Source organism: Shewanella sp. NKUCC05_KAH, assembly GCF_019345585.1.
GTDB classification, from domain to species: Bacteria; Pseudomonadota; Gammaproteobacteria; order Enterobacterales; family Shewanellaceae; genus Shewanella; species Shewanella oncorhynchi.
Genome location: NZ_JAHKQZ010000008.1, coordinates 161,990 through 184,851, shown reverse-complemented (window position 1 = coordinate 184,851; position 22,862 = coordinate 161,990). Strand labels below are relative to the sequence as shown.

At 45.6% G+C, this 22,862-nt stretch carries 22 protein-coding genes and 5 tRNA genes; 23 read left to right on the top strand and 4 right to left on the bottom strand.

Annotation, left to right across the window (positions count from 1 at the left end; genetic code table 11):
* From KO533_RS09715 to KO533_RS09695, 5 genes are all read left to right on the top strand, one after another.
* Nucleotides 1-70, top strand: a tRNA-Glu gene (locus tag KO533_RS09715).
* A 131-nt stretch (nucleotides 71-201) separates the two neighbouring features.
* A tRNA-Glu gene (locus tag KO533_RS09710) sits at nucleotides 202-277 on the top strand.
* A gap of 118 nt (nucleotides 278-395) precedes the next feature.
* A tRNA-Glu gene (locus KO533_RS09705) sits at nucleotides 396-471 on the top strand.
* Between the two features lie 131 nt (nucleotides 472-602).
* Nucleotides 603-678: transfer RNA gene (locus KO533_RS09700), tRNA-Glu, on the top strand.
* Nucleotides 679-809: 131 nt separating this feature from the next.
* Nucleotides 810-885, top strand: a tRNA-Glu gene (locus KO533_RS09695).
* Between the two features lie 587 nt (nucleotides 886-1,472).
* Here the strand turns inward: KO533_RS09695 and KO533_RS09690 are convergent.
* Nucleotides 1,473-3,302, bottom strand: a complete 1,830-nt coding sequence (locus KO533_RS09690; RefSeq protein ID WP_113941006.1) for an ABC transporter ATP-binding protein — start codon at nucleotides 3,300-3,302, stop codon at nucleotides 1,473-1,475.
* Nucleotides 3,303-3,474: 172 nt separating this feature from the next.
* Here KO533_RS09690 and KO533_RS09685 point away from each other — a divergent pair, with 172 nt between their 5' ends.
* The 7 genes from KO533_RS09685 (at nucleotide 3,475) to KO533_RS09655 (ending at nucleotide 10,686) form a co-directional block, all read left to right on the top strand.
* Entirely contained in the window at nucleotides 3,475-5,172 is a 1,698-nt protein-coding gene (locus tag KO533_RS09685) for an Ada metal-binding domain-containing protein (RefSeq protein ID WP_219253895.1), read from the top strand.
* 45 nt (nucleotides 5,173-5,217) lie between these two features.
* Nucleotides 5,218-5,775, top strand: coding sequence for a methylated-DNA--[protein]-cysteine S-methyltransferase (locus tag KO533_RS09680; RefSeq protein ID WP_198572751.1), 558 nt, complete (start codon nucleotides 5,218-5,220; stop codon nucleotides 5,773-5,775).
* A gap of 47 nt (nucleotides 5,776-5,822) precedes the next feature.
* Nucleotides 5,823-7,106 (top strand): DEAD/DEAH box helicase, encoded by a 1,284-nt coding sequence (locus tag KO533_RS09675; RefSeq protein WP_168824300.1) that lies wholly within the window; start codon nucleotides 5,823-5,825, stop codon nucleotides 7,104-7,106.
* Between the two features lie 72 nt (nucleotides 7,107-7,178).
* On the top strand, nucleotides 7,179-7,649 hold the full coding sequence (locus tag KO533_RS09670; RefSeq protein WP_028761083.1) for a dual specificity protein phosphatase family protein: 471 nt from the start codon (nucleotides 7,179-7,181) through the stop codon (nucleotides 7,647-7,649).
* Between the two features lie 139 nt (nucleotides 7,650-7,788).
* A complete protein-coding gene (locus KO533_RS09665; RefSeq protein ID WP_028761082.1) occupies nucleotides 7,789-8,688 on the top strand; it encodes a chemotaxis protein CheV in 900 nt (299 codons plus the stop codon).
* Nucleotides 8,689-8,859: 171 nt separating this feature from the next.
* On the top strand, nucleotides 8,860-10,086 hold the full coding sequence (sstT, locus tag KO533_RS09660; protein WP_113941009.1) for a serine/threonine transporter SstT: 1,227 nt from the start codon (nucleotides 8,860-8,862) through the stop codon (nucleotides 10,084-10,086).
* Between the two features lie 75 nt (nucleotides 10,087-10,161).
* Complete coding sequence (locus tag KO533_RS09655) at nucleotides 10,162-10,686, top strand: CIA30 family protein (RefSeq protein ID WP_219253893.1); 525 nt, start codon at nucleotides 10,162-10,164, stop codon at nucleotides 10,684-10,686.
* A 183-nt stretch (nucleotides 10,687-10,869) separates the two neighbouring features.
* On the opposite strand, the gene KO533_RS09650 is transcribed toward KO533_RS09655, so the two are convergent.
* Nucleotides 10,870-12,249: a Gfo/Idh/MocA family oxidoreductase gene (locus tag KO533_RS09650; RefSeq protein WP_219253891.1), complete on the bottom strand. Its 1,380-nt coding sequence runs from the start codon at nucleotides 12,247-12,249 to the stop codon at nucleotides 10,870-10,872.
* Between the two features lie 369 nt (nucleotides 12,250-12,618).
* Here KO533_RS09650 and KO533_RS09645 point away from each other — a divergent pair, with 369 nt between their 5' ends.
* The 4 genes from KO533_RS09645 to KO533_RS09630 all read left to right on the top strand — a co-directional run bounded on the left by KO533_RS09645 (nucleotide 12,619) and on the right by KO533_RS09630 (nucleotide 14,764).
* Nucleotides 12,619-13,011: a hypothetical protein gene (locus KO533_RS09645; RefSeq protein WP_219253890.1), complete on the top strand. Its 393-nt coding sequence runs from the start codon at nucleotides 12,619-12,621 to the stop codon at nucleotides 13,009-13,011.
* A gap of 334 nt (nucleotides 13,012-13,345) precedes the next feature.
* Nucleotides 13,346-13,630: a hypothetical protein gene (locus KO533_RS09640; RefSeq protein WP_219253888.1), complete on the top strand. Its 285-nt coding sequence runs from the start codon at nucleotides 13,346-13,348 to the stop codon at nucleotides 13,628-13,630.
* A gap of 316 nt (nucleotides 13,631-13,946) precedes the next feature.
* Complete coding sequence (locus tag KO533_RS09635; RefSeq protein ID WP_219253885.1) at nucleotides 13,947-14,111, top strand: hypothetical protein; 165 nt, start codon at nucleotides 13,947-13,949, stop codon at nucleotides 14,109-14,111.
* 212 nt (nucleotides 14,112-14,323) lie between these two features.
* Nucleotides 14,324-14,764, top strand: coding sequence for a hypothetical protein (locus KO533_RS09630; RefSeq protein ID WP_131523165.1), 441 nt, complete (start codon nucleotides 14,324-14,326; stop codon nucleotides 14,762-14,764).
* Between the two features lie 98 nt (nucleotides 14,765-14,862).
* Here the strand turns inward: KO533_RS09630 and KO533_RS09625 are convergent, their stop codons facing one another.
* Nucleotides 14,863-15,534, bottom strand: a complete 672-nt coding sequence (locus KO533_RS09625) for a pseudouridine synthase (RefSeq protein ID WP_219253883.1) — start codon at nucleotides 15,532-15,534, stop codon at nucleotides 14,863-14,865.
* A 75-nt stretch (nucleotides 15,535-15,609) separates the two neighbouring features.
* Nucleotides 15,610-16,233 (bottom strand): acyl carrier protein phosphodiesterase, encoded by a 624-nt coding sequence (locus KO533_RS09620; RefSeq protein ID WP_219253881.1) that lies wholly within the window; start codon nucleotides 16,231-16,233, stop codon nucleotides 15,610-15,612.
* A 207-nt stretch (nucleotides 16,234-16,440) separates the two neighbouring features.
* On the opposite strand from KO533_RS09620, the gene KO533_RS09615 reads away from it, so the two are divergent.
* The 7 genes from KO533_RS09615 to KO533_RS09585 all read left to right on the top strand — a co-directional run bounded on the left by KO533_RS09615 (nucleotide 16,441) and on the right by KO533_RS09585 (nucleotide 22,776).
* A complete protein-coding gene (locus KO533_RS09615; RefSeq protein ID WP_105252070.1) occupies nucleotides 16,441-16,650 on the top strand; it encodes a hypothetical protein in 210 nt (69 codons plus the stop codon).
* 62 nt (nucleotides 16,651-16,712) lie between these two features.
* Complete coding sequence (queA, locus tag KO533_RS09610) at nucleotides 16,713-17,750, top strand: tRNA preQ1(34) S-adenosylmethionine ribosyltransferase-isomerase QueA (RefSeq protein ID WP_168824289.1); 1,038 nt, start codon at nucleotides 16,713-16,715, stop codon at nucleotides 17,748-17,750.
* Between the two features lie 161 nt (nucleotides 17,751-17,911).
* Nucleotides 17,912-19,036 carry a tRNA guanosine(34) transglycosylase Tgt gene (tgt, locus tag KO533_RS09605; RefSeq protein ID WP_006082277.1) on the top strand — a complete coding sequence of 375 codons (1,125 nt, stop codon included), beginning with the start codon at nucleotides 17,912-17,914 and terminating at the stop codon, nucleotides 19,034-19,036.
* A 27-nt stretch (nucleotides 19,037-19,063) separates the two neighbouring features.
* The gene (gene yajC, locus KO533_RS09600) at nucleotides 19,064-19,396 is read left to right on the top strand and encodes a preprotein translocase subunit YajC (protein WP_007649452.1); all 333 of its coding nucleotides are present in this window, start codon (nucleotides 19,064-19,066) and stop codon (nucleotides 19,394-19,396) included.
* Between the two features lie 17 nt (nucleotides 19,397-19,413).
* Nucleotides 19,414-21,264 carry a protein translocase subunit SecD gene (secD, locus tag KO533_RS09595; RefSeq protein WP_173496405.1) on the top strand — a complete coding sequence of 617 codons (1,851 nt, stop codon included), beginning with the start codon at nucleotides 19,414-19,416 and terminating at the stop codon, nucleotides 21,262-21,264.
* Nucleotides 21,265-21,276: 12 nt separating this feature from the next.
* On the top strand, nucleotides 21,277-22,224 hold the full coding sequence (secF, locus tag KO533_RS09590) for a protein translocase subunit SecF (protein WP_198572756.1): 948 nt from the start codon (nucleotides 21,277-21,279) through the stop codon (nucleotides 22,222-22,224).
* 234 nt (nucleotides 22,225-22,458) lie between these two features.
* Entirely contained in the window at nucleotides 22,459-22,776 is a 318-nt protein-coding gene (locus tag KO533_RS09585; RefSeq protein WP_028761071.1) for a DUF2007 domain-containing protein, read from the top strand.
* Nucleotides 22,777-22,862 lie beyond the last annotated feature (86 nt).

Genomic DNA, 22,862 nt, shown 5'->3' with positions numbered 1-22,862 from the left:
TTCGTCTAGAGGCCTAGGACACCGCCCTTTCACGGCGGTAACAGGGGTTCGAATCCCCTAGGGGATACCATCTATATTTTATAGAGAGTGGTTCCTAGCAAATAACTAACGTGTTGTTTGGTAAGAACAAGGCATTTACTTCCTAGCCTACTGAAGTGAATGTGTTACAAAGCTCGGTTACGAGTTAAAACATAAGTCCGGGTCCCCTTCGTCTAGAGGCCTAGGACACCGCCCTTTCACGGCGGTAACAGGGGTTCGAATCCCCTAGGGGATACCACATTTTGGTTCCTAGCAAATAACTAACGTGTTGTTTGGTAAGAACAAGGCATTTGCTTCCTAGCCTACTGAAGTGAATGTGTTACAAAGCTCAGTTATGAGTTAAATCATAAGTCCGGGTCCCCTTCGTCTAGAGGCCTAGGACACCGCCCTTTCACGGCGGTAACAGGGGTTCGAATCCCCTAGGGGATACCATCTATATTTTATAGAGAGTGGTTCCTAGCAAATAACTAACGTGTTGTTTGGTAAGAACAAGGCATTTACTTCCTAGCCTACTGAAGTGAATGTGTTACAAAGCTCGGTTACGAGTTAAAATATAAGTCCGGGTCCCCTTCGTCTAGAGGCCTAGGACACCGCCCTTTCACGGCGGTAACAGGGGTTCGAATCCCCTAGGGGATACCATCTATATTTTATAGAGAGTGGTTCCTAGCAAATAACTAACGAGTTGTTTGGTAAGAACAAGGCATTTGCTTCCTAGCCTACTGAAGTGAATATGTTACAAAGCTCGGTTACGAGTTAAATCATAAGTCCGGGTCCCCTTCGTCTAGAGGCCTAGGACACCGCCCTTTCACGGCGGTAACAGGGGTTCGAATCCCCTAGGGGATACCAATTTTAATCAAGGTTTATCGAAACTTTGGTTAAAGACAATAAACCACCTCAAGGTGGTTTTTTTGTGTCTGAATTTTGAATATTAAATCGAGATCTCCCCGATTCATTTACGAGTCATACGCTCCGAGTTATTTGCCGAATTTACCCAACAATTCAAACCATCCACATTAAGATAAATAATGTTTCGAGAGGCTTACTTCCTGTGGTGAAGTCATTCTGTTCAATCGTGTGACAAAGATTATTGAAGTGTTTTCCTGCTTAACTTTGCGCTAATCCATGGCTCAAACTCACCTTTCGGATTGTTCAGTGTGTTGGCACTTTGAATGCTGCCACTTTCAATACTGATAAGTTGAATCGTTAATCGCGATTTATCTCATGCTTCCAATCGCTAAACGAGCGCAATTTGAAGTGAACCGTTCTTACGGTAGCTATTGTAATAGCTGAATAGCGTATCGTTGCGGTGAATATGCGGGCGAGTGTAAGAGTGAAGCTTTGTGGGAAGAGGGCAGAATTAGGTGGAAACTTATTTGAGATAAAAAAGGCGACACTCACTGCTGAGTGTCGCCTTTCGTCATCTCACCTTTGGTTTAGTCTACACCTAAGAATCCACCGGTTTGGTGGGCCCATAATTGAGCATAAATCCCGCCTGCGGCGATGAGTTCATGGTGCGTGCCTTGCTCAACGACTCGGCCTTGATCTAATACAATTAACCTGTCCATCGCGGCAATAGTAGAAAGTCGATGGGCAATCGCGATCACTGTCTTGCCTTGCATTAATTCATACAAACTTTCTTGAATTGCAGCTTCGACTTCGGAATCTAGTGCAGATGTGGCTTCATCAAGCAGTAAAATGGGCGCATTTTTCAATAAAACCCGCGCGATGGCGATACGCTGTCTTTGGCCACCAGAGAGTTTTACGCCGCGTTCACCCACTTGGGCATCTAAGCCATGATTACCGTTAGGATCACTGAGTTCCTGAATAAAGTCATAGGCTTGAGCTTGTTTAATCGCGCGATCAAGTTGCTCTTCACTGGCACTGGGATTGCCGTAAAGAATATTCTCGCGAATGGTGCGGTGCAAGAGGGAGGTATCTTGAGTTACCATGCCAATTTGCGAACGCAGTGAATCTTGCATAACCATCTTGATGTCTTGATCATCGATATTAATCTGACCTTTTTCAACATCGTAGAATCGCATTAGTAGATTCACTAGGGTCGATTTACCCGCGCCAGAACGCCCCACTAAGCCAACTTTTTCACCTGCTTTAATATTCAAATTCAGATCTTCAATCACGCCAGTCTGCTCACCGTAATGGAAACACACTTGGTTGAAATCAATCTTGCCATGATTGACGACCAGCGCCTTGGCGTTTGGCTCATCTTGGATGATCGTTGTTTTCGATAAGGTGTTCATTCCATCGGTAACCGTGCCGATATTTTCGAATAACGAACTGATTTCCCACATTATCCACTGTGACATGCCGTTTAAGCGTAGTGCTAAACTGACCGCAATGGCGATGGCGCCGACCGTGATTGCGCTATCGGTCCATAGGGCTATCGATACTGCTGCAATACTAAAGGCCAACAGATAGTTGATGATTTGCACACTGACGCTGATGCCCGTCACTAAGCGCATTTGGCGATAAACCGTGTCTAAAAATATCCGCATACTGGATTTGGCGTATTCGGCTTCTTTCTGTGTGTGGGCGAATAGCTTCACTGTGGTGATGTTGGTATAGCTGTCGACGATACGGCCTGTCATGGTTGAGCGCGCATCGGCTTGCTCGGTAGAGACACTTTTTAGTCTAGGCACAAAGTACCATTGCAGACCAACATACAGTGCAAGCCAGACGAGCATAGGTATGACTAAGCGCAGATCAGCGCTGGCGATCATCACTAGCATAGAGGTGAAATACACTAAAATGTATACCAACACATCGAGCAATTTCATCACAGTTTCGCGCACGGCTAAGGATGTTTGCATCACTTTCGTGGCGATTCTGCCAGCAAAATCATCTTGATAAAACGATACACTTTGTTTTAGCAAATAACGGTGTGCAAGCCAGCGGATCGACATAGGATAATTGCCGAGCAAGGTTTGATGCATGATAAGCGCATGCAGTAATACCAATATTGGCATCACAATTATCACCATACCTCCCATCAGCATTAAGGTCGTGCCTTCGTCTTGGAATAAGGTTTCGGGATTTTTTTTCACAAGCCAATCAACTAATTGGCCCATGAACCCGAACAGTGACACTTCAAGCATGGCCAGCATGGCGGTCAGCACTGACATTAAGATCAGCGGCAGTTCGTAGCCCTTAGTGTAGTGGCGACAAAAAGCATAAACCCCTGTGGGTGGTTTAGTGGGTTCATCATCGGGTAGGGCTTCAACCCAGGATTCAAATCGTTTAAACATGAATTAACTCTATGGTGAGATAAAAAATAGTCGGCTCTAGCATATAGGATTTCATGCCCTAAAAGCATTGAAATGATTGAGTTCCGTTTTCCGCTAGTGCTACATGCTAGTTTTACGTAAAGTAATGAACAAGAAATTAATTGTGAGCGAATATTGTCGGGCGTGATGAAAAATGAGTGCAGATAGAGTGTCTAAGAGTGCGATTAAGCGTGATGAAATAGATTCGGTGCATTCACTGGAGTCCAGTGCGGGGCTACTTTCTGCGTCCATTTGCCGTGAGGCGAGGATGAGCCGCGATCCGCGTTTTGATGGTAAGTTTTTTGTGGGCGTATTAACGACAGGCATTTATTGCCGAACTGTGTGTCCCGCCGTCGCGCCAAAAGAGCAAAATGTGCGTTATTTTGATTCGGCCGTGAAAGCTGCACAGGCAGGATTACGCCCGTGTTTACGTTGTCGGCCCGACAGTGCGCCGGGATCGAATCCTTGGAAGGGGACTGGCACAACATTAGCGAGGGCCATTAGTTTAATCGAAGCGGGCGCCTTAGCTGGAAAATCATCGGGAGAGCCAGCCTCGACAGTAACACAATTGGCTGACAGATTAGGGATCAGCAGTCGTTATCTCAATAAGCTCTTTACCGAAGGCTTTGGCACTTCGCCAAAACAATATGCCTTATATCGGCAGTTACTGTTTGCTAAACAATTATTGCACCAAACCCAATTACCCATCACTCAAGTCGCGATGGCGGCGGGTTTCAACAGTATTCGCCGTTTCAATGAGGCGTTTAAGCAAACCTTGCAATTGACGCCGACGCAGTTAAGAAAGAGTGCATTAACCAAAGCGGCAAAGGAGTCCATGAGTGAGCCATCAACAGGATTAGGTGAGATTGATACTATGGGTGAATTTGTGCCGCACTATGGATTAACCTTGTATCAGTATTATCGGCCGCCATTGGATTGGGCATCACAGCTGGCGTTTTATCGATTACGTGCGGTAACAGGGATGGAATGGTTCGCGCTGCAGACGAGTCATCCACAAGTGAGCGATGCTGCTCAGGTTACTGATGATACCCACGTTGCCGCTAAAGCCAAAGCTGGCGATAATGGGCTCGAATATGGTCGCTGTTTTGCCCTAGGTAAGATGCGCGGCACAGTGCACATTATCCATGAGCCTAAGCTAAATCGCTTCAAACTCGCGATAATGTTGACCGAAGACTCTCCTGTCGATGAGCTGCAATTGCTGGTCACTGAAGTGCGACGCATTTTAGATCTCGATGCGGATATGCTGCAGATTGAACAAGGCTTAAGTGCGCTACCAAGTTTAGGATTAACACCGTTTTCGGGATTACGCATTCCCGGTGCAGGCTCCTTATTTGAGGCGGCCTGCCGTGCGATTTTAGGCCAGCAAGTGACGGTAGTGCAGGCGACTAAGCTACTTAATCAATTAGTTGAAGCCTATGGCGAGCGCTTTAGTCTCAATGGTTGCGAGTATCGTTTATTTCCTACACCCGAGGTCATTCGTGAGGCGAGTCTAACAGAGCTAAAAATGCCCGGCGCTCGTAAGTTAGCCCTCAATGCGCTCGCGGCGTTTATCTGTGATCATCCTGAGGCGAGTGTCGATGATTGGCTCAGCGTTAAGGGCATAGGTCCTTGGACAATCGCGTATGCTAAGCTCCGTGGTTTGGGCGATCCCAATGTGTTTTTGCATACCGATTTGATTGTTAAAAAGCATTTACTTGCTTTGTATGGCAAGACCCATAGGCTAGAAGAAGCCGCTGCGGGTGCAGTCAACTACCCGCAGCTGTGCCAGCAACTGAGTCAAGAAATCGCGCCTTGGGGCAGTTATTTAACTTTTCAGCTTTGGCATCAATAGCGACTAAAACGATCTAAGTTGAAGACATAAATAGAGAGATAAATTATGAAACATGCGATTCGTCAATTGAGCCAAGCGCCGAGTATTGCTGCGTATCAGCCCTGTGCCGTAGATACTTTTATGAGTCCTGCCGGAATATTGCAGTTAAATGCCAATGCCTATGGGCTGAGTCATTTAACGGTTGTCGGCTCGGATCGCACTGAGATTGAGCTTGCTAAGGTGAGTGAGGATGTCCTCAATCAAGCTAAGGCGCATATTAGTGAAACTCAAGTGCAGCTCGCGCGTTATTTTGCAGGTGAACTGATTGAATTTAATGTAAAGCTCGCACCTAAAGGCACTGAATTTCAGCGTGAAGTTTGGCAAGCTTTGCTCAATGTAGATTATGGTCAGAGCTGCAGCTATGGGCAGATTGCCGAGCAAATTGGTCGGCCTAAGGCGGTGCGCGCCGTGGGCGCGGCCAATGGTGCCAATCCCATTGCGATTATCGTGCCTTGCCATAGAGTGATAGGCAAAAATGGCAAGTTAACGGGTTACGCCTATGGGCTTGCGATGAAACAGCAGTTATTAACGCTGGAAACTGCCAAGCATTGCCTCGATATTTAAGCTAGAATAGCCGCCTATTAAGATATTGGTGAGCAGTTAAACTTTCTATGACTCAGGCTTCTTCCTCTGCGGCAAGCTTTGCCCAACTCGGCATTATTGCACCCTTGCTAAATCGATTAACCGAATTAGCGTATGTTTCGCCCACACCAGTACAGGCGGCGACGATCCCCGCTGTGCTTGCGGGGCGCGATGTGTTAGCCGGTGCTAATACGGGCTCGGGTAAAACGGCAGCCTTTGCCGTGCCGCTGTTGCAACAACTTGTTGAAGCAAAAACTGATGATAAGACCGGCGTTTATGTTCGTTGTTTGGTCTTAGTCCCAACCCGTGAATTAGCACAACAAGTCGCTGACAGCTTTTTATCCTATGCCTCACATCTCAATGGCAAGCTAAAAATTGTCGCTGCGTTTGGCGGTGTGTCGGTGAATGCGCAAATGCAGAGTCTACGCTCTGGCGCCGACGTCCTAGTAGCAACGCCGGGTCGTTTGTTAGATCTGTTGTCGAGTAATGCCATCAAACTCAATCGTGTCAGCGCCTTAGTGCTCGATGAAGCCGACCGCATGTTAAGCCTTGGTTTTACAGAAGAATTAGCCCAAGTGCTCGACGCTTTGCCCGTCAAGAAACAAACCTTATTATTCTCTGCGACATTCCCTGAAGAAGTCCGTGAGTTAACGGCAAAACTGCTTAATAATCCACTTGAATATCAATTGCAAAGTGAGCAAGAAAGCACGATTCATCAACGGGTGATTACAGTTAATCGTCCGATGAAAACCGCATTATTGGCGCATCTGATTAAAGAACATCAGTGGTCACAGGCGTTGATTTTTGTGAGTGCAAAAAATACCTGTAATCACTTAGCGCAAAAGCTGTCTAAACGTGGGATCACTGCCGAAGTGTTCCATGGCGATAAAGCCCAAGGCGCGCGTACGCGGGTGCTCGATGGTTTTAAAAATGGTGAGATCAGTGTGTTAATTGCGACCGATATTGCCGCCCGCGGTATCGATATCGATAAACTGCCCGTGGTGATCAACTTTGATTTACCACGAAGCCCTGCAGATTATATGCATCGCATTGGCCGTAGTGGCCGCGCCGGTGAAGCAGGCTTAGCCGTGACCTTGATTTCCCATGAGGATTATCATCACTTTGGCGTGATAGAGAAAAAGAACAAACTTAAGTTAGTGCGTGAGCAAATTGTCGGTTTTGAAGCCGATGATGAAATGCCAGCCGAACTGTTAGAACAAGCTAAACCTGTCGCCAAGCCTGAAGGTATGGGTAAAAAAAAACGTAAACAGTTACCGCCTGCCAATGCTGAATTTTGGGGTAAAAAATCTTAAGTCGTTGGAAACAAGCTATTCTTAGCTTATCTCTGGCGTTCCTTGTCATCTCACTTGTCGTAGGTAAGGTTTATGCAACACTTATTCTGGTTAGTTGAAGGTAAAGTCGCAGGGCGCAGTGGCCCTAATAAAGATCCTTGGGATTTACAAGCGCTCAAGGAGGCTGGTATTGGTGCCATTCTGTCGGTCAATGGGGGCGAAGGCTGCGAGCCGAGTGCGTTTAAGCAGCTTGATTTACGTTATGAATGTATTCCCTTTTCGCGCAATGTGCCGCCCCAAGATGGGGATGTGGCGATTTGTGTCGCTCAGTTGCCCAAGGCACTCGCCTTTATTCAGCAATGTGAAGCCGATGAGCTGCCTGTAGTGATCCATTGTCGCTCTGGCAAGGATCGCACCAGTCTTATCATGGCCTATTACTTGATGGTCAATGGTGCAGCGCCATTACATGCGGTGAGCCAAGTTCGTAATATTCGCGATATCGCTTTTACTGCCGAAGGTTGGGATCAATTCGCCTTTGATGTCTTGTATGCATTGCAAGACTAAGCATTTGTCGGCAATTGGCGTCGAACCTATTAATAAATAGGTAATAATAGTTTCATTCGTTTGACCTTAGTCATCAAAATTTTACTGTGTTAAGGTTAAGCTATCCGAAGGTTGTTTTTAGTGAGTTATTTATCTAATTATGAAAAGTAAGGCAAGTCAGTCACAGGGATTACTACTGTTTCGGTTATCACAGACTCAAGTGTTTGCCTTAGGCACGTTGAAAGTGCGTGAGCTGGTGCCGTACACACAGCTAAGCAAAATTCCCCAATCTCATCCGACGATTCTTGGCGCTTCAACTATTCGTGGCCATACGATTCCTATCATAGATATGGCGGCTGCGATTGGTTATCGGCCGATAGCCCCTGAAGAGCGGGAAAAATGCTACATCATCATCACTGACTGTCAGCGGATGATCATTGGCTTTTTAGTGCGTGGTATCGATAAGATTATTGAATGTAATTGGCGTGATATTGAGGCGCCTTCTGCCAATTTGGGTAAGAATGCCTACTTGACTGGCGTGACTCGTTTTGAGGACCAGTTAGTACAATTACTCGATGTTGAGTTATTGCTGTCGAAAATTTTCCCTAATAATCCACAGGCAAATCGGGCAATCTTGACCGATGTGCAGCGTGAGAAACTCAAACCCATGAATATCCTGTTAGTGGATGATTCTAAGGTGGCACGTAAGCAGTTATCCGATGCCCTTGATATGATCAACATCCCTTATCGAGTGACCGCCGACGGTAAAGAAGCCTTAGTCATGATGGAACAAGCGGCACTAGAGCATCACCCCATAGATATTCTGGTGAGTGATATTGAGATGCCGGGACTAGATGGTTACGAACTGGCGTTTGAGGTGCGTGATAATCCATTGACCGCCAAGGCCTACATTATTTTACACACGTCTTTATCCAGCGAAATAAGCGTGAGTCAGGCCCACCAAGTGGGGGCAAATGAAGCGCTGACTAAGTTCGATGCTCACGAGTTGATTGATGCCATGTTGCGTGGTGCCGATTTAGCCATGAAGCAGCGCCAATAAGGCGCTTGTTAGTTTTTTGTATGCTTTTTGCGGGACAAGGGTAATTTAGTTAGCTTATTTCCCCGCAAAACTAGACAAGTCTAGTCACATCCTATAAAAACCTTATTGGCCTCATTTCCGAAGGTGCGCGTTGGGGATCTCAACCGAAATATAATAACGACAGGTTAAACCATGAAACAAGAATCATCATTATTAGCTAAGTTGGCTAATGGCAGTCTCGTATTACAAATCTTATTAGGGATTATCGCTGGTGTGGTGTTAGCGAGTTTTTCACCCGATAGTGCAAAAGATATCGCCTTCTTAGGCAGTTTATTTGTTGGAGCATTAAAAGCGATTGCTCCAATACTGGTATTTATCTTAGTAGCATCGTCGATTGCCAATCAAAAGAAAAATACGCAAACCAATATGCGCCCAATTGTGATCCTGTATTTATTGGGGACCTTTGCCGCGGCGTTAACTGCTGTGATTTTAAGCTCTATTTTCCCCACAACTTTAGTTTTGGTTGCTGGTGTGGAAGGCACAAGTCCTCCACAAGGTATTGGTGAAGTAATCCATACCTTATTATTTAAACTGGTTGATAATCCTGTGAATGCGTTAATGACGGGCAACTATATTGGTATTCTTGCTTGGGGTGTGGGTTTAGGTTTAGCCTTACATCATGCTAGCGATTCGACTAAGCAAGTATTTGCCGACATGAGCCACGGCATTTCGCAAATGGTGCATTTCATTATTCGTTTAGCACCTATTGGTATTTTTGGTTTAGTTGCTGCGACGTTTGCTGAAACCGGTTTTGCCGCAATTGCGGGTTACGCGCAGTTATTGGCAGTATTATTAGGTGCGATGGCCATTATTGCCTTAATCGTTAATCCTTTAATTGTTTACGTGAAGATTAAACGTAATCCCTATCCGTTGGTATTTCGTTGTCTGCGTGAAAGTGGCGTGACGGCATTTTTTACCCGCTCGAGTGCGGCGAATATTCCGGTGAATATGGCGCTGTGTGAAAAATTAAATCTGCATGAAGACACTTACTCAGTCTCTATTCCCTTAGGTGCCACCATCAATATGGGCGGCGCGGCGATCACTATTACGGTATTGACCTTAGCTGCGGCGCATACCTTGGGGATTCAAGTCGATTTACTCACCGCATTGTTATTGAGCGTTGTAGCCGCTATTTCGGCTTGCGGCGCCTCGGGTGTAGCGGGTGGTTCATTACTGTTGATCCCACTGGCTTGTAGCTTGTTTGGTATTTCTAATGATGTCGCCATGCAAGTAGTCGCTGTCGGCTTTATTATTGGTGTGGTTCAAGATGCAGCCGAAACCGCATTGAACAGCTCAACTGACGTTATCTTTACCGCTGCTGCTTGTGAAGCCGCTGAGAATAAAGCTAAACTGAGTTAACGAGTGCTGTTATTCGTATTGAAAAGTATTATGGAAGCAGTCACTTAGGTGGCTGCTTTTTTTATGGGAGTCGTTATGATCTTTTTTGATTTTAGAGTGCGAGATGCTGCAAAGCCCTGGTATGGGATAAATGACACTGTGATGGGCGGTTTGTCTCGCAGTAAGATGACGGTGTCACCTTTAGGCTATGGTGAGTTTAGCGGCCATGTGTCGCTGGCAAATGGTGGCGGGTTTGCTTCAGTGCGTTGTGAGTTTCGCCCTATAGATGTCAGTGGGTTTACTGGGATCTATGTCGAACTCGATGGCGACCGACCTAAAGACTATAAAGTGAATTTAAAGGATATCGACACACCCCAAAGCACGGTTTATCAAGCGCCTATGCCCGCGCCAAGCCATCAAACGTTTGGTGTGAGTGGCGCTAGAGTCTTGAATTGGCAGCGGATAGAAATTCCCTTCAGTGACTTCTTGCCCCAATGTCGGGGTAAACCGATTTCCCGAGTGGCAATAGATTTAAGCCAAGTCTGCAGTCTAGGGCTAGTGATTGGTGCCCAGCAGAGTGGTGATTTTTCTTTGAAAATCAAAGAAATTGGCTACTATTAGCGTTTATAGGTGGTTTCTTATCATGAGTTTTTTGCCCCTAATTGCTTGCTATTGATAGTGCGGGCATCTCTAGGCTTCATTTAAGAAAAGAAAAGAAAAGAAAAGAAAAGAAAAAGGATAAGGCCGAGGCACTTATCCTTATAGTGAACCCATCAATATGATGAGTTTGGCGAAAGCCGCTGCTTAAGCGCCTACAATCCCTAAGGGTTTGGCGGTTTGCCACGCGCCGCGGGTAAAGTCTGGGAAGGTGACTGAATTACTGCGGTCATTGACTGAATGTTCACTTAAGATATTCACCACCGACCAAGACGCGCCATCGTACACATCCTGATCTAAGGCCTCGCCATTGCGCAGGCAATAAATCATGCGCCATAACATCACAAAATCCATGCCGCCGTGGCCGCCGTTAATCTCAGCTTCTTTGCCTATGCGTTGCCACAGAGGGTGATCATATTTGTCATACCACTTTTGCATGTCCATATCCCACTCGTGGTAACTTTGACCAAAGCCACCATTTTCGACGGCGATACGATTCGGGAAACCCGCAAACACGCCATTTGTCCCTTGGATTAAATTGTGGCGACTGTAAGGTCTTGGGCTCGTCGTGTCATGCTGCACCATGATGGTCCGGCCCTTAACGGTCTTAATCAGACTGGTATTGATATCCCCATTGATGTACTTGAGCTGATTACGCTCATGATCGGCGGGGAATTCACGTTTAGCATAGAGCGCACGGCCAAGAGCGGGCGAACTCATCGAGGTTAGATAATCAAATCTATCACCGCGGTTGATGTTCATATACTGGGATACTGGCCCTAAACCGTGGGTCGGGTACAAGTTACCGTTGCGCTTGGTATGCCAATAAGTCCGCCATGAGCCCGTCTTATGGTCTATTTCCTTCATCTGCCAACGTAGCTCGTGGATATAAGCGGCTTCACCGTGGAGCAGCTCACCAAACACACCTTGGCGTACCATGTTGAGAACCATAAGTTCTTCACGGCCGTAGTTGACGTTTTCCATCATCATGCAGTTTTTCTGAGTGCGTTCGGCGGTATCCACAATTTGCCAGCATTCCTCTACTGTGAGTGCTAACGGTACTTCGACAAAGGCATGTTTACCGCTTTCCATCGTCTCTATCGCCATAGGTGCATGCCATTCCCATGGAGTAGAAATGATCACAATATCAATATCATCGCGGCTTAAGAGATCGCGATAGCTCAGGTCATTACCAGTATAGACAGCTGGTTTTGGCCGATTCTGTTTAACGATATGATCCACGGCTCTGTCCAGCACCGCTGTGTGAGTATCACAAATGGCTTTAAGTTCAACGCCTTCTAAATGACAGAATTGCTCGACATGGCTAAAACCCCGCTCGCCAACACCGATAAAGCCAACTCGAACCACGTCCATCTTGGGTGCTATGAGTCCGATAACGGATTTACCCGCTTGTGGTTTAGGGGCGACACTATTGGCGTAGGCGTTGAGGGCAATATTGGCTGTGACGAGTCCGGCGGTAGCTGCACCCGCTGCTTTAAGAAAGTGACGACGATGAATGTTATGCATAGCGCTTCCTGCTTTATTTTTGTTTTGTAGGGATATTGAAATATCACTTGGTCTTATTTGTGCGGTAATTCACTTATGTGGTTATATCAGAAACCCTATTAAAATTGGCAATAAAAGATGTAGAAAAATCTTTTTTATTGGTGAGCTAGGTGCGTTATTTTACGTTTTATATTGGTTTTTTAATGGCGCAGTATAATTCACATAACAAAGCCATCATGCTAGCAAGCTAGCTGGACAAATTTTCCGTTGTTCGTTTTATGCTTTTTCTACTACGCTAGCACAAAATAACCCACTCCAAATTTGTAGCATATGGCGGTGTTAGCTGCGCAGTTTAAGTTACGGGATATATCAACCAATAAGGAAGTTAAAATGAAAAATGTTATCAAAATCAGTTTATTTGCAATGAGTATGATGGTTTCCAGTATATCTGTCGCCAACCAAATTTCTCCTGACTTTCTCAGGGAAGAAATTGAATTTGCTCATTCTCAATACTTAACAGGCACACCTGAAAGCGGACTCTATGCGCTACAAGCTTTAGCAAGAGTCCTTGAGTCAGACCAATCGAGTTCTCTACATTCTGAAGTGGGACCCAATAATTTGTCATTTACATATCTGAGAATTGGGTTGATATACGAAAAGTTAGGAAGCGAATCTGAAGCAAGTGAATATTTCAATAAGGCTAGAATTGCCTATAAAGGTGAGAAAGTAGAAATAGCTCAATTGAGAGAGATGGTCGCCTACATCGATGAAAAGCGCCGCTAACAAGTTGCCAAAGTTCGTCGCAAAAAGCTCGGCTGGCCAGACACTCGCTGGGCTTCGCCCAACAACGCTCGCATTTGCCCCTTGGCAAAGTGTTACGTGTCTTTAAGAGTTCGGGGTATTTTTTAATAATGCAAAATATTATCTACGTAATGCGTCATGTTGATATTGGTGGGAATGTCGATATTCCTTATAAGAAGGCAGGAATAACTGGGGCCGGAAATGCAAGTCTCAGTTCAAGGCTGCAACAGATAAGCAATACCAAATCGCCTATAAAGGCGCAGTGCATTGCTGCCTGGGAACATCATGACGCAAGGTCTGTTGAAATGCATTGCACATGCTATTGGACGATAGCCGGATTGAGGGTGAATGGTTCTTAGATAAAGACGATACTCTAGTAGAGCGTATGCAACCAATTATGGCGCTAATTGGCGCGAAAGAATTAACGATTGAACAAAGTAACGATGCCTATACCCAAAGCGTCCTTCGTAAAGAAGTAGAAGCCAAGCAAAAATTTGATCATATTTTACTTGGTGAAATATCAGATTTACTAGAAAAGCCGCTTAGATCAAGCAATCAAGGATTGCTGGGCCAACATTTTTCAGTGATGAAAAGCAGCTAACTTACTATGTAAATGCAAGAAAATCAGGTAAGCATCATCTTTCTATAGGCCGGAGCAGAGATGTCTATGATGATATTAAAGAGTTTCTCGAAGGTCGTGGATTTGACGTAGAGCAAGGGAAAAAGGGTGGTGCAAAAGTAATGAGCATAAGCACCGAAACCGTTACTTCAGTAATTAATTTAATTGAGCGCGAGTTTGTACCAATCAACACGTAACAAGGCCAAGTACAATCACACGGCAAAAAAGCCGCCGTGCTGGACTTACTACACTGCGTTTCGCTCGCCTGTGTTGGCGGAGTTAGGGCTCAGGAGTGAAAATGACATTAGAAGAATATGAAAAAGCTATAGCTAATTGGGCGGTGGAAAAAGTAACACCAATTAGTCAGGCAATGCTTGCAAGCGAAACGCCAGAAGACTATAAAACGGATTACTTTCCAATGCTCCTAGGTGGCTTTAAAGGAGTATTTGACTCATTCATCTAGGAGGATAAGTCTTTTAGCTGCCTTTACTTTAGCGATAAGTAAATAGTGATAAAGATCGCGTTTTTATTTTTAGATTGAGCTACACTGCCGATTAATTAGTCAAAGGTATTTATCTTTTATATTTTAAATATTTAGCAAATTTAAATTAACCAAAAAGTTACATTTGACGGGCGATTTGAAGTAATTTGCTGCTGTGGGGAGTAAAGAGTTAAATGGGTTCTATGCTTAATGTACTACCACAACTGACATTCACTTTAGGTGATTGGGTATTGCATAAGGATATCAGGATGTCTGGGATCGAAAAACGCCGTCGCCTTCATTGGCGGGAGACAGATATGCAAAATCGTGAAATTATAGGTCGTTGGTTAGATGGGCGTCCTTTATTGGGTGACAAAATTACCCTCTATAAAGAAGACGATAAATATTTTTTAGAAACTTGGTTTAGTGATGGCTGCCATAGTTTAGATGAAGTCTATATGACGCAAACTCCTGAGGGCCATAAGCTGGAAGATGTTGGCGGCAATTTCTTTGGTGAATTCTTTATCGTGACATCGTCGCAGCAATTACAATTTTGTAATGAGCAGGGCTGCTATTTCCAAGCAGAAAAGTTAGCGGCTGATGTCGATTTTGGTCAAGGTATACGCGTCGCTTAAACGACGACAGTCGAATCGCGAAATAACTAAGGTCGCACGATAGTTAAGAGCTAAGTCGCGACCTTTTGCTTTTATGGAATTGTAGCGAGTGGCTTAAGTTATTCAGTAAATGGATGTTTACTGCTAAAAAACAGCGGTTTACCCGAATAGGGATGGGTCAAACTTAAGCTTTGTGCATGTAAACATAAACGCGGTTTGGCCTTGATAACCTCGGCATCACCATAAAACTCATCACCCAAAATCGCATGGCCTAGGGCAAGCATATGCACACGCAATTGATGGGTGCGGCCTGTTTCTGGCGAAAGCTCGACTAAGGTGCTGTTTTCTCGGCGCTCTAATACACGGTAGTGAGTGAGGGCGCTTTTGCCGCCAGTCTCTCCCGCCTGTAGCGTTTTTTGATAGGGCGGATGTTCAGTGTCTGGCACTATCGCGAGGTCAATAATCCCCTGTTCTTGCAGCACATGTCCCATCACTTCGGCAATATAGACTTTCTTACTCTGTCTATCTTGAAACTGTGTTTTTAAATGCGATTCCGCTTTTTTATTACGGGCGAACACCATAATGCCCGAGGTCGCACAGTCGAGCCTATGCACTAAAATTGTTTCTGGATAAAGGGCTTGTAAGCGGGTTAACGCGCAATCGAAGGTGTGAGCCGCTCGACCCGGATTAGACAATAATCCCGAAGGTTTATTGATGATAATCAGATCTCTATCTTTATAGCGTATGTCTAGCCAAGGAACTGCTGGGGGCTGGTAATCAAATATCTGCATCTTGTCCTCATTTTTGCGCGGCCATACTAGCAAAATTTACGCAGGCACACAGCATAATCTCATGCTTGCTTATTCTTAGAGGGGGGAGGGCAAATATTCTGCAGGTGTCTTACGGCTCCAAATACGGGTATAAGCCATCAGCTGCGGATAAAAAGTGCGGAACGCGGTTTCGATTTCTATCTGCATTTTATTGACGACTTTATGGGCATCTTTAAACAGTGCGGCTTGCGGATGCTGTTTGGCCACCTGTGCTAAGGCTTGTTGTAATCCTTTTTCGGTGGTGTAGCTGCCTAGCCAATCGGCGCTGCGCATTGTGGGCAAGAGTGTAAATAATGCCTCTGGATGGTATGGATCAACGCCTTGCGTGGCGAAAGCATCTAACGCGTCATAGGCCTTGCTGCTGAATTCATCCAAGGGTTGGTGGTGATATTCTTCCCAATAGTAAGCTAAATAGTGATCGAAACTCACCGCCATGAGTTCTGCTGCTATGCTTCTTAAGGGCGCAGGGAAAGCTTCCATTAATTCAATCGTCAATTCATGGCTGGCGCAGAGGGTATTAATCTCTTGGTTTAGCCATAAAGCTTGGCGTAACTCCATTGGGGCTTGCGCAATTGGCGCTTGAATATAGTTACCTGCTACGTTGGCAGCAAGGTGGGTTTTACTGATGTCGGCGAGATGTAAGTGTGTAAGAAAGTTCATTATTTGTGCTTGGTTAACCACGTCGGTTCACGGTATCATGCACAAGCGCGCTTAGGAAAGCGCCGAAGCTAAAAATGCAGTATTTTTTCACTTTTTATTGATAATGACATTTGATTCGCCGTGAATAATTATGGCTGACTTAAACGTTGACATAGTAATCGATAAGGGAAAGTGAAATAAAATCAATAACCTTTTTTAGGATCATGGATGATGTGGAACTGGTTCACCAAAATGCTTGGTAAAGACGAGCAGCAGAAGCGCAAAAAAGTGCTAATAGAAATCCCCTTTGAACAACACCGTTTCAGCATGGATGACTTTAGTCGCTCGCGGCTAAAATTCGATGCCGATGATAATCAGCCCCAAGATGGCATCAATCCAGTGGAACCCGAGCAAGAAGTGGACACTGGCAATAAGTAATCTTGATCTTATTGGCCTCTAACCATAGACTAGCCGCCGTTCTAAGCTATCTAGAGGCCAATATGCGCGTTGCAGACTTTTCTTTCGATCTCCCCGATGAGCTGATCGCTCGTTATCCTATGGCGCAGCGTAATGCATCTCGTCTGTTAACCTTAGACGGCAACTCTGGCGCGTTAGGCGACAAACAGTTTACCGATTTGCTGGGGATGATTAATCCCGGTGATTTAATGGTGTTCAACAATACCCGAGTGATCCCCGCGCGCATGTTTGGTCAAAAGGCCAGTGGTGGCAAGTTAGAAATTTTAGTTGAGCGTATGCTCGATGATAAGTGCATCCTCGCCCATGTTCGCAGCTCTAAATCCCCGAAAGTGGATTCGTTAATCCATCTCGACGGTGGCTATCAAATGAAGATGGTCGCCCGCCACGATACCTTGTTTGAACTTGAGTTGTTATCAGAGTTAACCATCTTAGAAGTGCTTGAAGCAGTAGGGCACATGCCTTTGCCTCCTTATATCGATAGACCCGATGAAGATGCCGACAAAGAGCGCTATCAAACTGTGTATAACCAAAACCCTGGTGCAGTTGCCGCGCCAACGGCGGGTTTGCATTTTGACGATGCCATGCTCGATGCATTAAAAGCCAAGGGCGTGAATGTCGCGTTTGTGACCTTGCATGTGGGCGCGGGAACATTTCAGCCAGTGCGTGTCGATACTATTCTTGAACACAAGATGCATTCCGAGTGGGCGAATGTGCCGCAGGATGTGGTTGATTTAATCGCGCAAACCAAAGCTGCGGGTAAACGTGTGGTGGCCGTAGGGACGACGTCAGTGCGCTCTTTAGAAAGTGCGGCACGCGCAAGCCTTGGCGAGCTCAAAGCTTTTAGCGGCGATACCGATATCTTTATTTACCCAGGTTATGAATTCCAAGTGGTCGATGCTATGGTGACAAATTTTCATCTACCTGAATCAACTTTGATCATGTTAGTTAGTGCTTTTGCTGGTTTTGATCATGTTATGGCGGCGTATCAACATGCTATCACGCAAAAATATCGCTTCTTTAGCTATGGCGATGCGATGTTTGTGACGAAAAAAGCCCACTAGACCAAGATTTTGTTTTAAAATAGCCGCCCAAAGTGAGATTGTGCGGCAATTTTTTTCGTTAAAAGATTGAACCTTTTAACGCTGTCCCCATCTCTATTGTTAATCAAAATGGCATTAGCCATTAAAAATGTAGTCAGACTGTTTATCTGGCGAGGTGAATTATGAAATTTGAATTAGACACTACCGACGGGCGTGCGCGCCGTGGTCGGTTAATTTTTGATCGTGGCACAGTAGAAACCCCCGCTTTTATGCCGGTAGGAACCTACGGCACAGTGAAAGGCATGACACCAGAAGAAGTACGTGCCACTGGCGCGGATATTTTGCTCGGTAACACTTTCCATTTATGGTTGCGCCCAGGCGAAGAAATCATGCGTAAGCACGGTGACTTGCATGACTTTATGAACTGGCAGCGTCCTATTTTAACGGACTCGGGCGGTTTCCAAGTGTTTAGTCTTGGCGATATCCGTAAGATCACCGAAGAAGGTGTGCATTTCCGTTCGCCCATTAATGGTGAAAAAATCTTCTTAGATCCTGAAAAATCAATGCAAATTCAAGATGCATTGGGCAGTGATGTGGTGATGATTTTTGACGAATGTACCCCGTATCCTGCCACTGAAGATGAAGCGCGCAAGTCAATGCAGATGTCTTTGCGTTGGGCAAGACGTTCGCGTGATGAATTTGACCGTTTAGAGAACCCTAACTCACTCTTCGGTATTATTCAGGGCGGTGTGTATGAAGATTTACGCGACGAAAGCTTAAAAGGCTTAGTCGATATTGGTTTTGACGGTTATGCCGTCGGTGGTTTGGCCGTAGGTGAGCCTAAAGCAGATATGCATCGCATTCTTGAGCATATTTGCCCGCAAATTCCTGCAGACAAACCTCGCTATCTGATGGGGGTCGGTAAACCAGAAGATTTAGTTGAAGGTGTACGTCGTGGTGTTGACATGTTTGACTGTGTGATGCCAACCCGTAATGCCCGCAACGGTCATCTGTTTACGAGTGAAGGTGTGATCAAAATACGCAATGCGCGTCATAGAGATGACACGTCACCACTTGATACTAAGTGTGATTGTTATACCTGTAAAAATTATTCACGGGCGTATCTTTACCACTTAGATCGTTGTAATGAGATTCTGGGTGCGCGTTTAAACACCATTCACAACTTGAGATACTATCAAATGTTAATGGAAGGTTTGCGCGGTGCGATTGAGACGGGTACATTAGACGCCTTTGTGGCGGACTTCTATACCAGTCAAGGTCGCGAAGTACCAGAGTTAGTCGATTGATTTTTTGCTAATAAGAAGAGAAAAACTATGTTTATTTCAAATGCATATGCAAGCGCTGCCGGCGCACCACAAGGTGGCGGCACGATGGAACTGATTTTCATGCTGGCGATTTTCGGCCTGATTTTCTATTTCATGATTTTCCGTCCGCAATCAAAACGCGTTAAAGAGCACAAAAATCTGATGTCTTCATTAGGCAAAGGCGATGAAGTGTTAACCAGTGGTGGGATTTTAGGCAAGATTGCAAAAATCAGCGACGAAAGCGATTACGTGTTACTGAGCTTGAACGACACAACACAAATCACGATCAAAAAAGACTATATTGCAGCTGTATTGCCTAAGGGCTCTATCCAGTCGTTGTAAGCCAAGAGGGCTCAGGCGTGTTAAATAAATACCCAATGTGGAAAAACATTATGGTGATGCTCGTCATCGCCATAGGTTGTTTCTATGCCGTACCTAACCTTTTTGGTGAAGATCATGCGGTGCAAGTGGTGGCGACTCGAGGTGCTGAAGTAACAGCATCTACCCAAGCCAGTGTGAACGAGCTGTTAGCCAGTAAGAGCATTGCGGTAAAGCGCTCTGAGCTTGAAAAAGGTCAGTTGTTGGTCCGTTTGCAAAATGCGGATCAACAGCTACTGGCGAAAGAACTGATTGCTGACAGCTTAGGTGACAAGTTTACTGTGGCACTTAACTTAGCGCCTGCGACGCCTAAGTGGCTCGAGTCCATGGGTGGTAGCCCAATGAAACTCGGTCTTGACCTTCGCGGTGGTGTGCATTTCCTCATGGAAGTGGACATGGGCGAAGCGATTCGTAAGATGGAAGAAGCTAAAGTTGCTGATTTCCGTTCACAATTACGTGAAGAAACCATTCGTTATGCTGGTATTCGTGTTAATGCCACTGGAATTGAGATCAAGTTCCGTGATGCTGAAAACTTGGCGACTGCCGAGCGTTTTCTTAAGACTCGCAATAAAGATATGGTGTTCACCGACGCTAGCCGTGGCGAAGATTTCGCGCTGCAAGCTGTGATGAGTGAAGCTTATCTAAAGCAGATTAAAGAAGAAGCACTGCAACAAAACATTACTACCATTCGTAACCGTGTTAACGAGTTAGGTGTGGCTGAGCCTGTAGTACAACGTCAAGGCGCCGAGCGCATTATCGTTGAGCTGCCAGGTGTGCAAGATACGGCTCGCGCTAAGGAAATCTTAGGTGCAACCGCATCAATTGAATTCCACATGGTGGATGACAAAGCCGATCCGAATGCTGCGCAATCAGGTCGTGTACCTGCAGGTTCTGAAGTGTATCAGCGCCGCGAAGGTGGCACTGTGATATTGAAGAAAGAAGTGATGTTGACGGGTGATCATATCACTGGCGCGCAACCTAGCTTTGACCAGTACAGTCGTCCTCAGGTCAGTATCAACCTCGACGCTAAAGGCGGTACCATTTTCTCTGACGTGACTAAAGACAACATAGGCAAGCCTATGGCGACTTTGTTCATCGAATATAAAGACAGTGGTGATCGCAATGCCGATGGCAGCGTTAAGATGCAGAAAATCCAAGAAGTGATTTCTGTCGCGACCATTCAAGCCCGTTTAGGCCGTAACTTTGTGATCACTGGCTTAAGTCATGGTGAAGCACAAAACCTTGCGCTATTACTGCGTGCGGGTGCCTTGATTGCTCCTGTATCAATTGTTGAAGAACGTACTATTGGTCCAAGCTTAGGTGCTGAAAACATTCAAAGCGGTGTGCAAGCTATGGTATGGGGTATGGCAGTTGTCTTACTCTTTATGTTGGTTTACTACCGTAGCTTTGGGCTTATTGCTAACTTGGCTTTGACCGCAAACTTAGTCATGGTTGTAGGCGTTATGTCTATGATCCCTGGCGCTGTGTTAACCCTACCCGGTATTGCCGGTATGGTGTTGACGGTCGGTATGGCGGTTGACGGCAACGTGCTGATTTATGAGCGTATTCGTGAAGAGCTTCGTGCCGGACGTAGCGTTCAGCAGGCAATCCATGAAGGTTATGGTAATGCTTTCTCAACTATCGCCGATGCGAACATCACCACCTTCATCACTGCGCTCATTTTGTTTGCCGTAGGTACTGGTGCGATTAAAGGCTTCGCTGTGACCTTAATGATAGGTATTGCGACTTCTATGTTTACCGCCATCGTGGGTACTCGCTCAATCGTTAACGCGATTTGGGGTGGTAAGCGCGTGAAGACTCTGTCTATCTAAGGGGAAGTGACAATGATTGAAGTTTTATCCTTAAAACATACAGTAAACTTCCTCCGCCATGCACTGCCTATTAGCATTATGTCGGCAGTGTTAGTGCTGGGCTCGCTGGTATCGCTCGCAACTAATGGCGTTAACTGGGGTCTTGATTTCACTGGCGGTACTGTTGTTGAAATGGAGTTTACTCAGCCGGTTGATTTGAATGCACTGCGTGTGCAACTGACGACGCCAGATTCCGAAGGTGCGATCGTGCAAAACTTCGGTTCTAGCCGTGACGTACTTGTACGTTTACAGGTGAAAGAAGGCGTTAAGAGCGATGTGCAGGTTAAGTCTGTCATGGAAGCCGCGCAGAAAGTTGACCCACAAGTGCAGCAGAAGCGTGTTGAGTTTGTTGGCCCACAAGTGGGTAAAGAACTGGCAGAGCAAGGTGCATTGGCGGTATTAGTTGCGCTGATTTGTATCATGATCTATGTGTCGTTTCGTTTCGAATGGCGCTTAGCGTTTGGTTCTGTAGCGGCACTGGCGCACGATGTCATCGTGACCTTAGGGGTGTTTTCGTTATTCCAATTGGAATTTGACTTGACCGTATTGGCGGGCTTGTTGACTGTGGTGGGTTACTCACTCAACGATACTATTGTGGTATTTGACCGTATCCGTGAGAACTTCCTTAAGCTGCGTAAGAGCGATCCTGAAGAAATAGTTAACATTTCAATCACTCAAACTATGAGCCGTACCATTATTACAACGGGCACGACTTTGGTGACTGTTGTTGCCTTGTTCCTTAAGGGCGGCACTATGATCCATGGCTTTGCGACTGCATTGCTGTTGGGGATTTTTGTGGGTACTTATTCCTCTATCTATGTGGCGAGCTTCTTGGCCGTTAAACTGGGTATCAATCGTGAACACATGATGCCAGTTGAGATTGAGAAAGAAGGCGCAGACCAACCTCCTATGATGCCTTAAAGGTTAATTTAGAGTTAAAAAGCCACCGACGAGGTGGCTTTTTTTTGCATCGATTTTGAGGCGTATCTGACATTCTGCTAGCAAACTCACAAAGTTATGGTCAGTTATGCTGTAAAAAGTGAATGTTAATTTATTTAACAACTGATGTAAAAATCAGCGCTCGACAGCCTCGGCTATTTAGCAGTAGGATGTCGGCAACCCATATTCTAGAGAGTTGTAGCCGTAGGATGTCGCATGGAAGAACGTAAAGTGTTAGTTGCTGGTGGTAATTTATTGCAGGCCCACACATGGAAAGGTTTATTGGAGGCCTGTGGCATTCATGTTGAACTCAGAGGTGAAGCGTTATTAGGCGGTATTGGTGAACTCCCTACTGGGATGCAAAACGTCGAGTTATGGGTAGGTGAGTCCCAATACGCGTCGGCACAAGTTCAATTGAATGCGTTGGATGTTGAAAGTCCGCAATGGCAGTGTGTGCAATGCCATGAGACTAATGAAGGCAGTTTTGAGCTTTGCTGGCAATGTAGCTCAGAGCGCAGCGAAAGCCATAACTAGCCTTTCACTGGCAACCTTCTCAGCTTTGCGGTGAGGCTGAAAGATTGCGTCTGCAGGATGAGAAGATTACACTTTGCTGATAAGCT

Bases quoted from the DNA above. Each gene is read 5' to 3' on its own strand.
- KO533_RS09690 (WP_113941006.1), bottom strand. From the start codon at position 3,302: ATGTTTAAACGATTTGAATCCTGGGTTGAAGCCCTACCCGATGATGAA.
- KO533_RS09685 (WP_219253895.1), top strand. From the start codon at position 3,475: ATGAGTGCAGATAGAGTGTCTAAGAGTGCGATTAAGCGTGATGAAATA.
- KO533_RS09680 (WP_198572751.1), top strand. From the start codon at position 5,218: ATGAAACATGCGATTCGTCAATTGAGCCAAGCGCCGAGTATTGCTGCG.
- KO533_RS09675 (WP_168824300.1), top strand. From the start codon at position 5,823: ATGACTCAGGCTTCTTCCTCTGCGGCAAGCTTTGCCCAACTCGGCATT.
- KO533_RS09670 (WP_028761083.1), top strand. From the start codon at position 7,179: ATGCAACACTTATTCTGGTTAGTTGAAGGTAAAGTCGCAGGGCGCAGT.
- KO533_RS09665 (WP_028761082.1), top strand. From the start codon at position 7,789: ATGAAAAGTAAGGCAAGTCAGTCACAGGGATTACTACTGTTTCGGTTA.
- sstT (WP_113941009.1), top strand. From the start codon at position 8,860: ATGAAACAAGAATCATCATTATTAGCTAAGTTGGCTAATGGCAGTCTC.
- KO533_RS09655 (WP_219253893.1), top strand. From the start codon at position 10,162: ATGATCTTTTTTGATTTTAGAGTGCGAGATGCTGCAAAGCCCTGGTAT.
- KO533_RS09650 (WP_219253891.1), bottom strand. From the start codon at position 12,249: ATGCATAACATTCATCGTCGTCACTTTCTTAAAGCAGCGGGTGCAGCT.
- KO533_RS09645 (WP_219253890.1), top strand. From the start codon at position 12,619: ATGAAAAATGTTATCAAAATCAGTTTATTTGCAATGAGTATGATGGTT.
- KO533_RS09640 (WP_219253888.1), top strand. From the start codon at position 13,346: ATGCTATTGGACGATAGCCGGATTGAGGGTGAATGGTTCTTAGATAAA.
- KO533_RS09635 (WP_219253885.1), top strand. From the start codon at position 13,947: ATGACATTAGAAGAATATGAAAAAGCTATAGCTAATTGGGCGGTGGAA.
- KO533_RS09630 (WP_131523165.1), top strand. From the start codon at position 14,324: ATGGGTTCTATGCTTAATGTACTACCACAACTGACATTCACTTTAGGT.
- KO533_RS09625 (WP_219253883.1), bottom strand. From the start codon at position 15,534: ATGCAGATATTTGATTACCAGCCCCCAGCAGTTCCTTGGCTAGACATA.
- KO533_RS09620 (WP_219253881.1), bottom strand. From the start codon at position 16,233: ATGAACTTTCTTACACACTTACATCTCGCCGACATCAGTAAAACCCAC.
- KO533_RS09615 (WP_105252070.1), top strand. From the start codon at position 16,441: ATGATGTGGAACTGGTTCACCAAAATGCTTGGTAAAGACGAGCAGCAG.
- queA (WP_168824289.1), top strand. From the start codon at position 16,713: ATGCGCGTTGCAGACTTTTCTTTCGATCTCCCCGATGAGCTGATCGCT.
- tgt (WP_006082277.1), top strand. From the start codon at position 17,912: ATGAAATTTGAATTAGACACTACCGACGGGCGTGCGCGCCGTGGTCGG.
- yajC (WP_007649452.1), top strand. From the start codon at position 19,064: ATGTTTATTTCAAATGCATATGCAAGCGCTGCCGGCGCACCACAAGGT.
- secF (WP_198572756.1), top strand. From the start codon at position 21,277: ATGATTGAAGTTTTATCCTTAAAACATACAGTAAACTTCCTCCGCCAT.
- KO533_RS09585 (WP_028761071.1), top strand. From the start codon at position 22,459: ATGGAAGAACGTAAAGTGTTAGTTGCTGGTGGTAATTTATTGCAGGCC.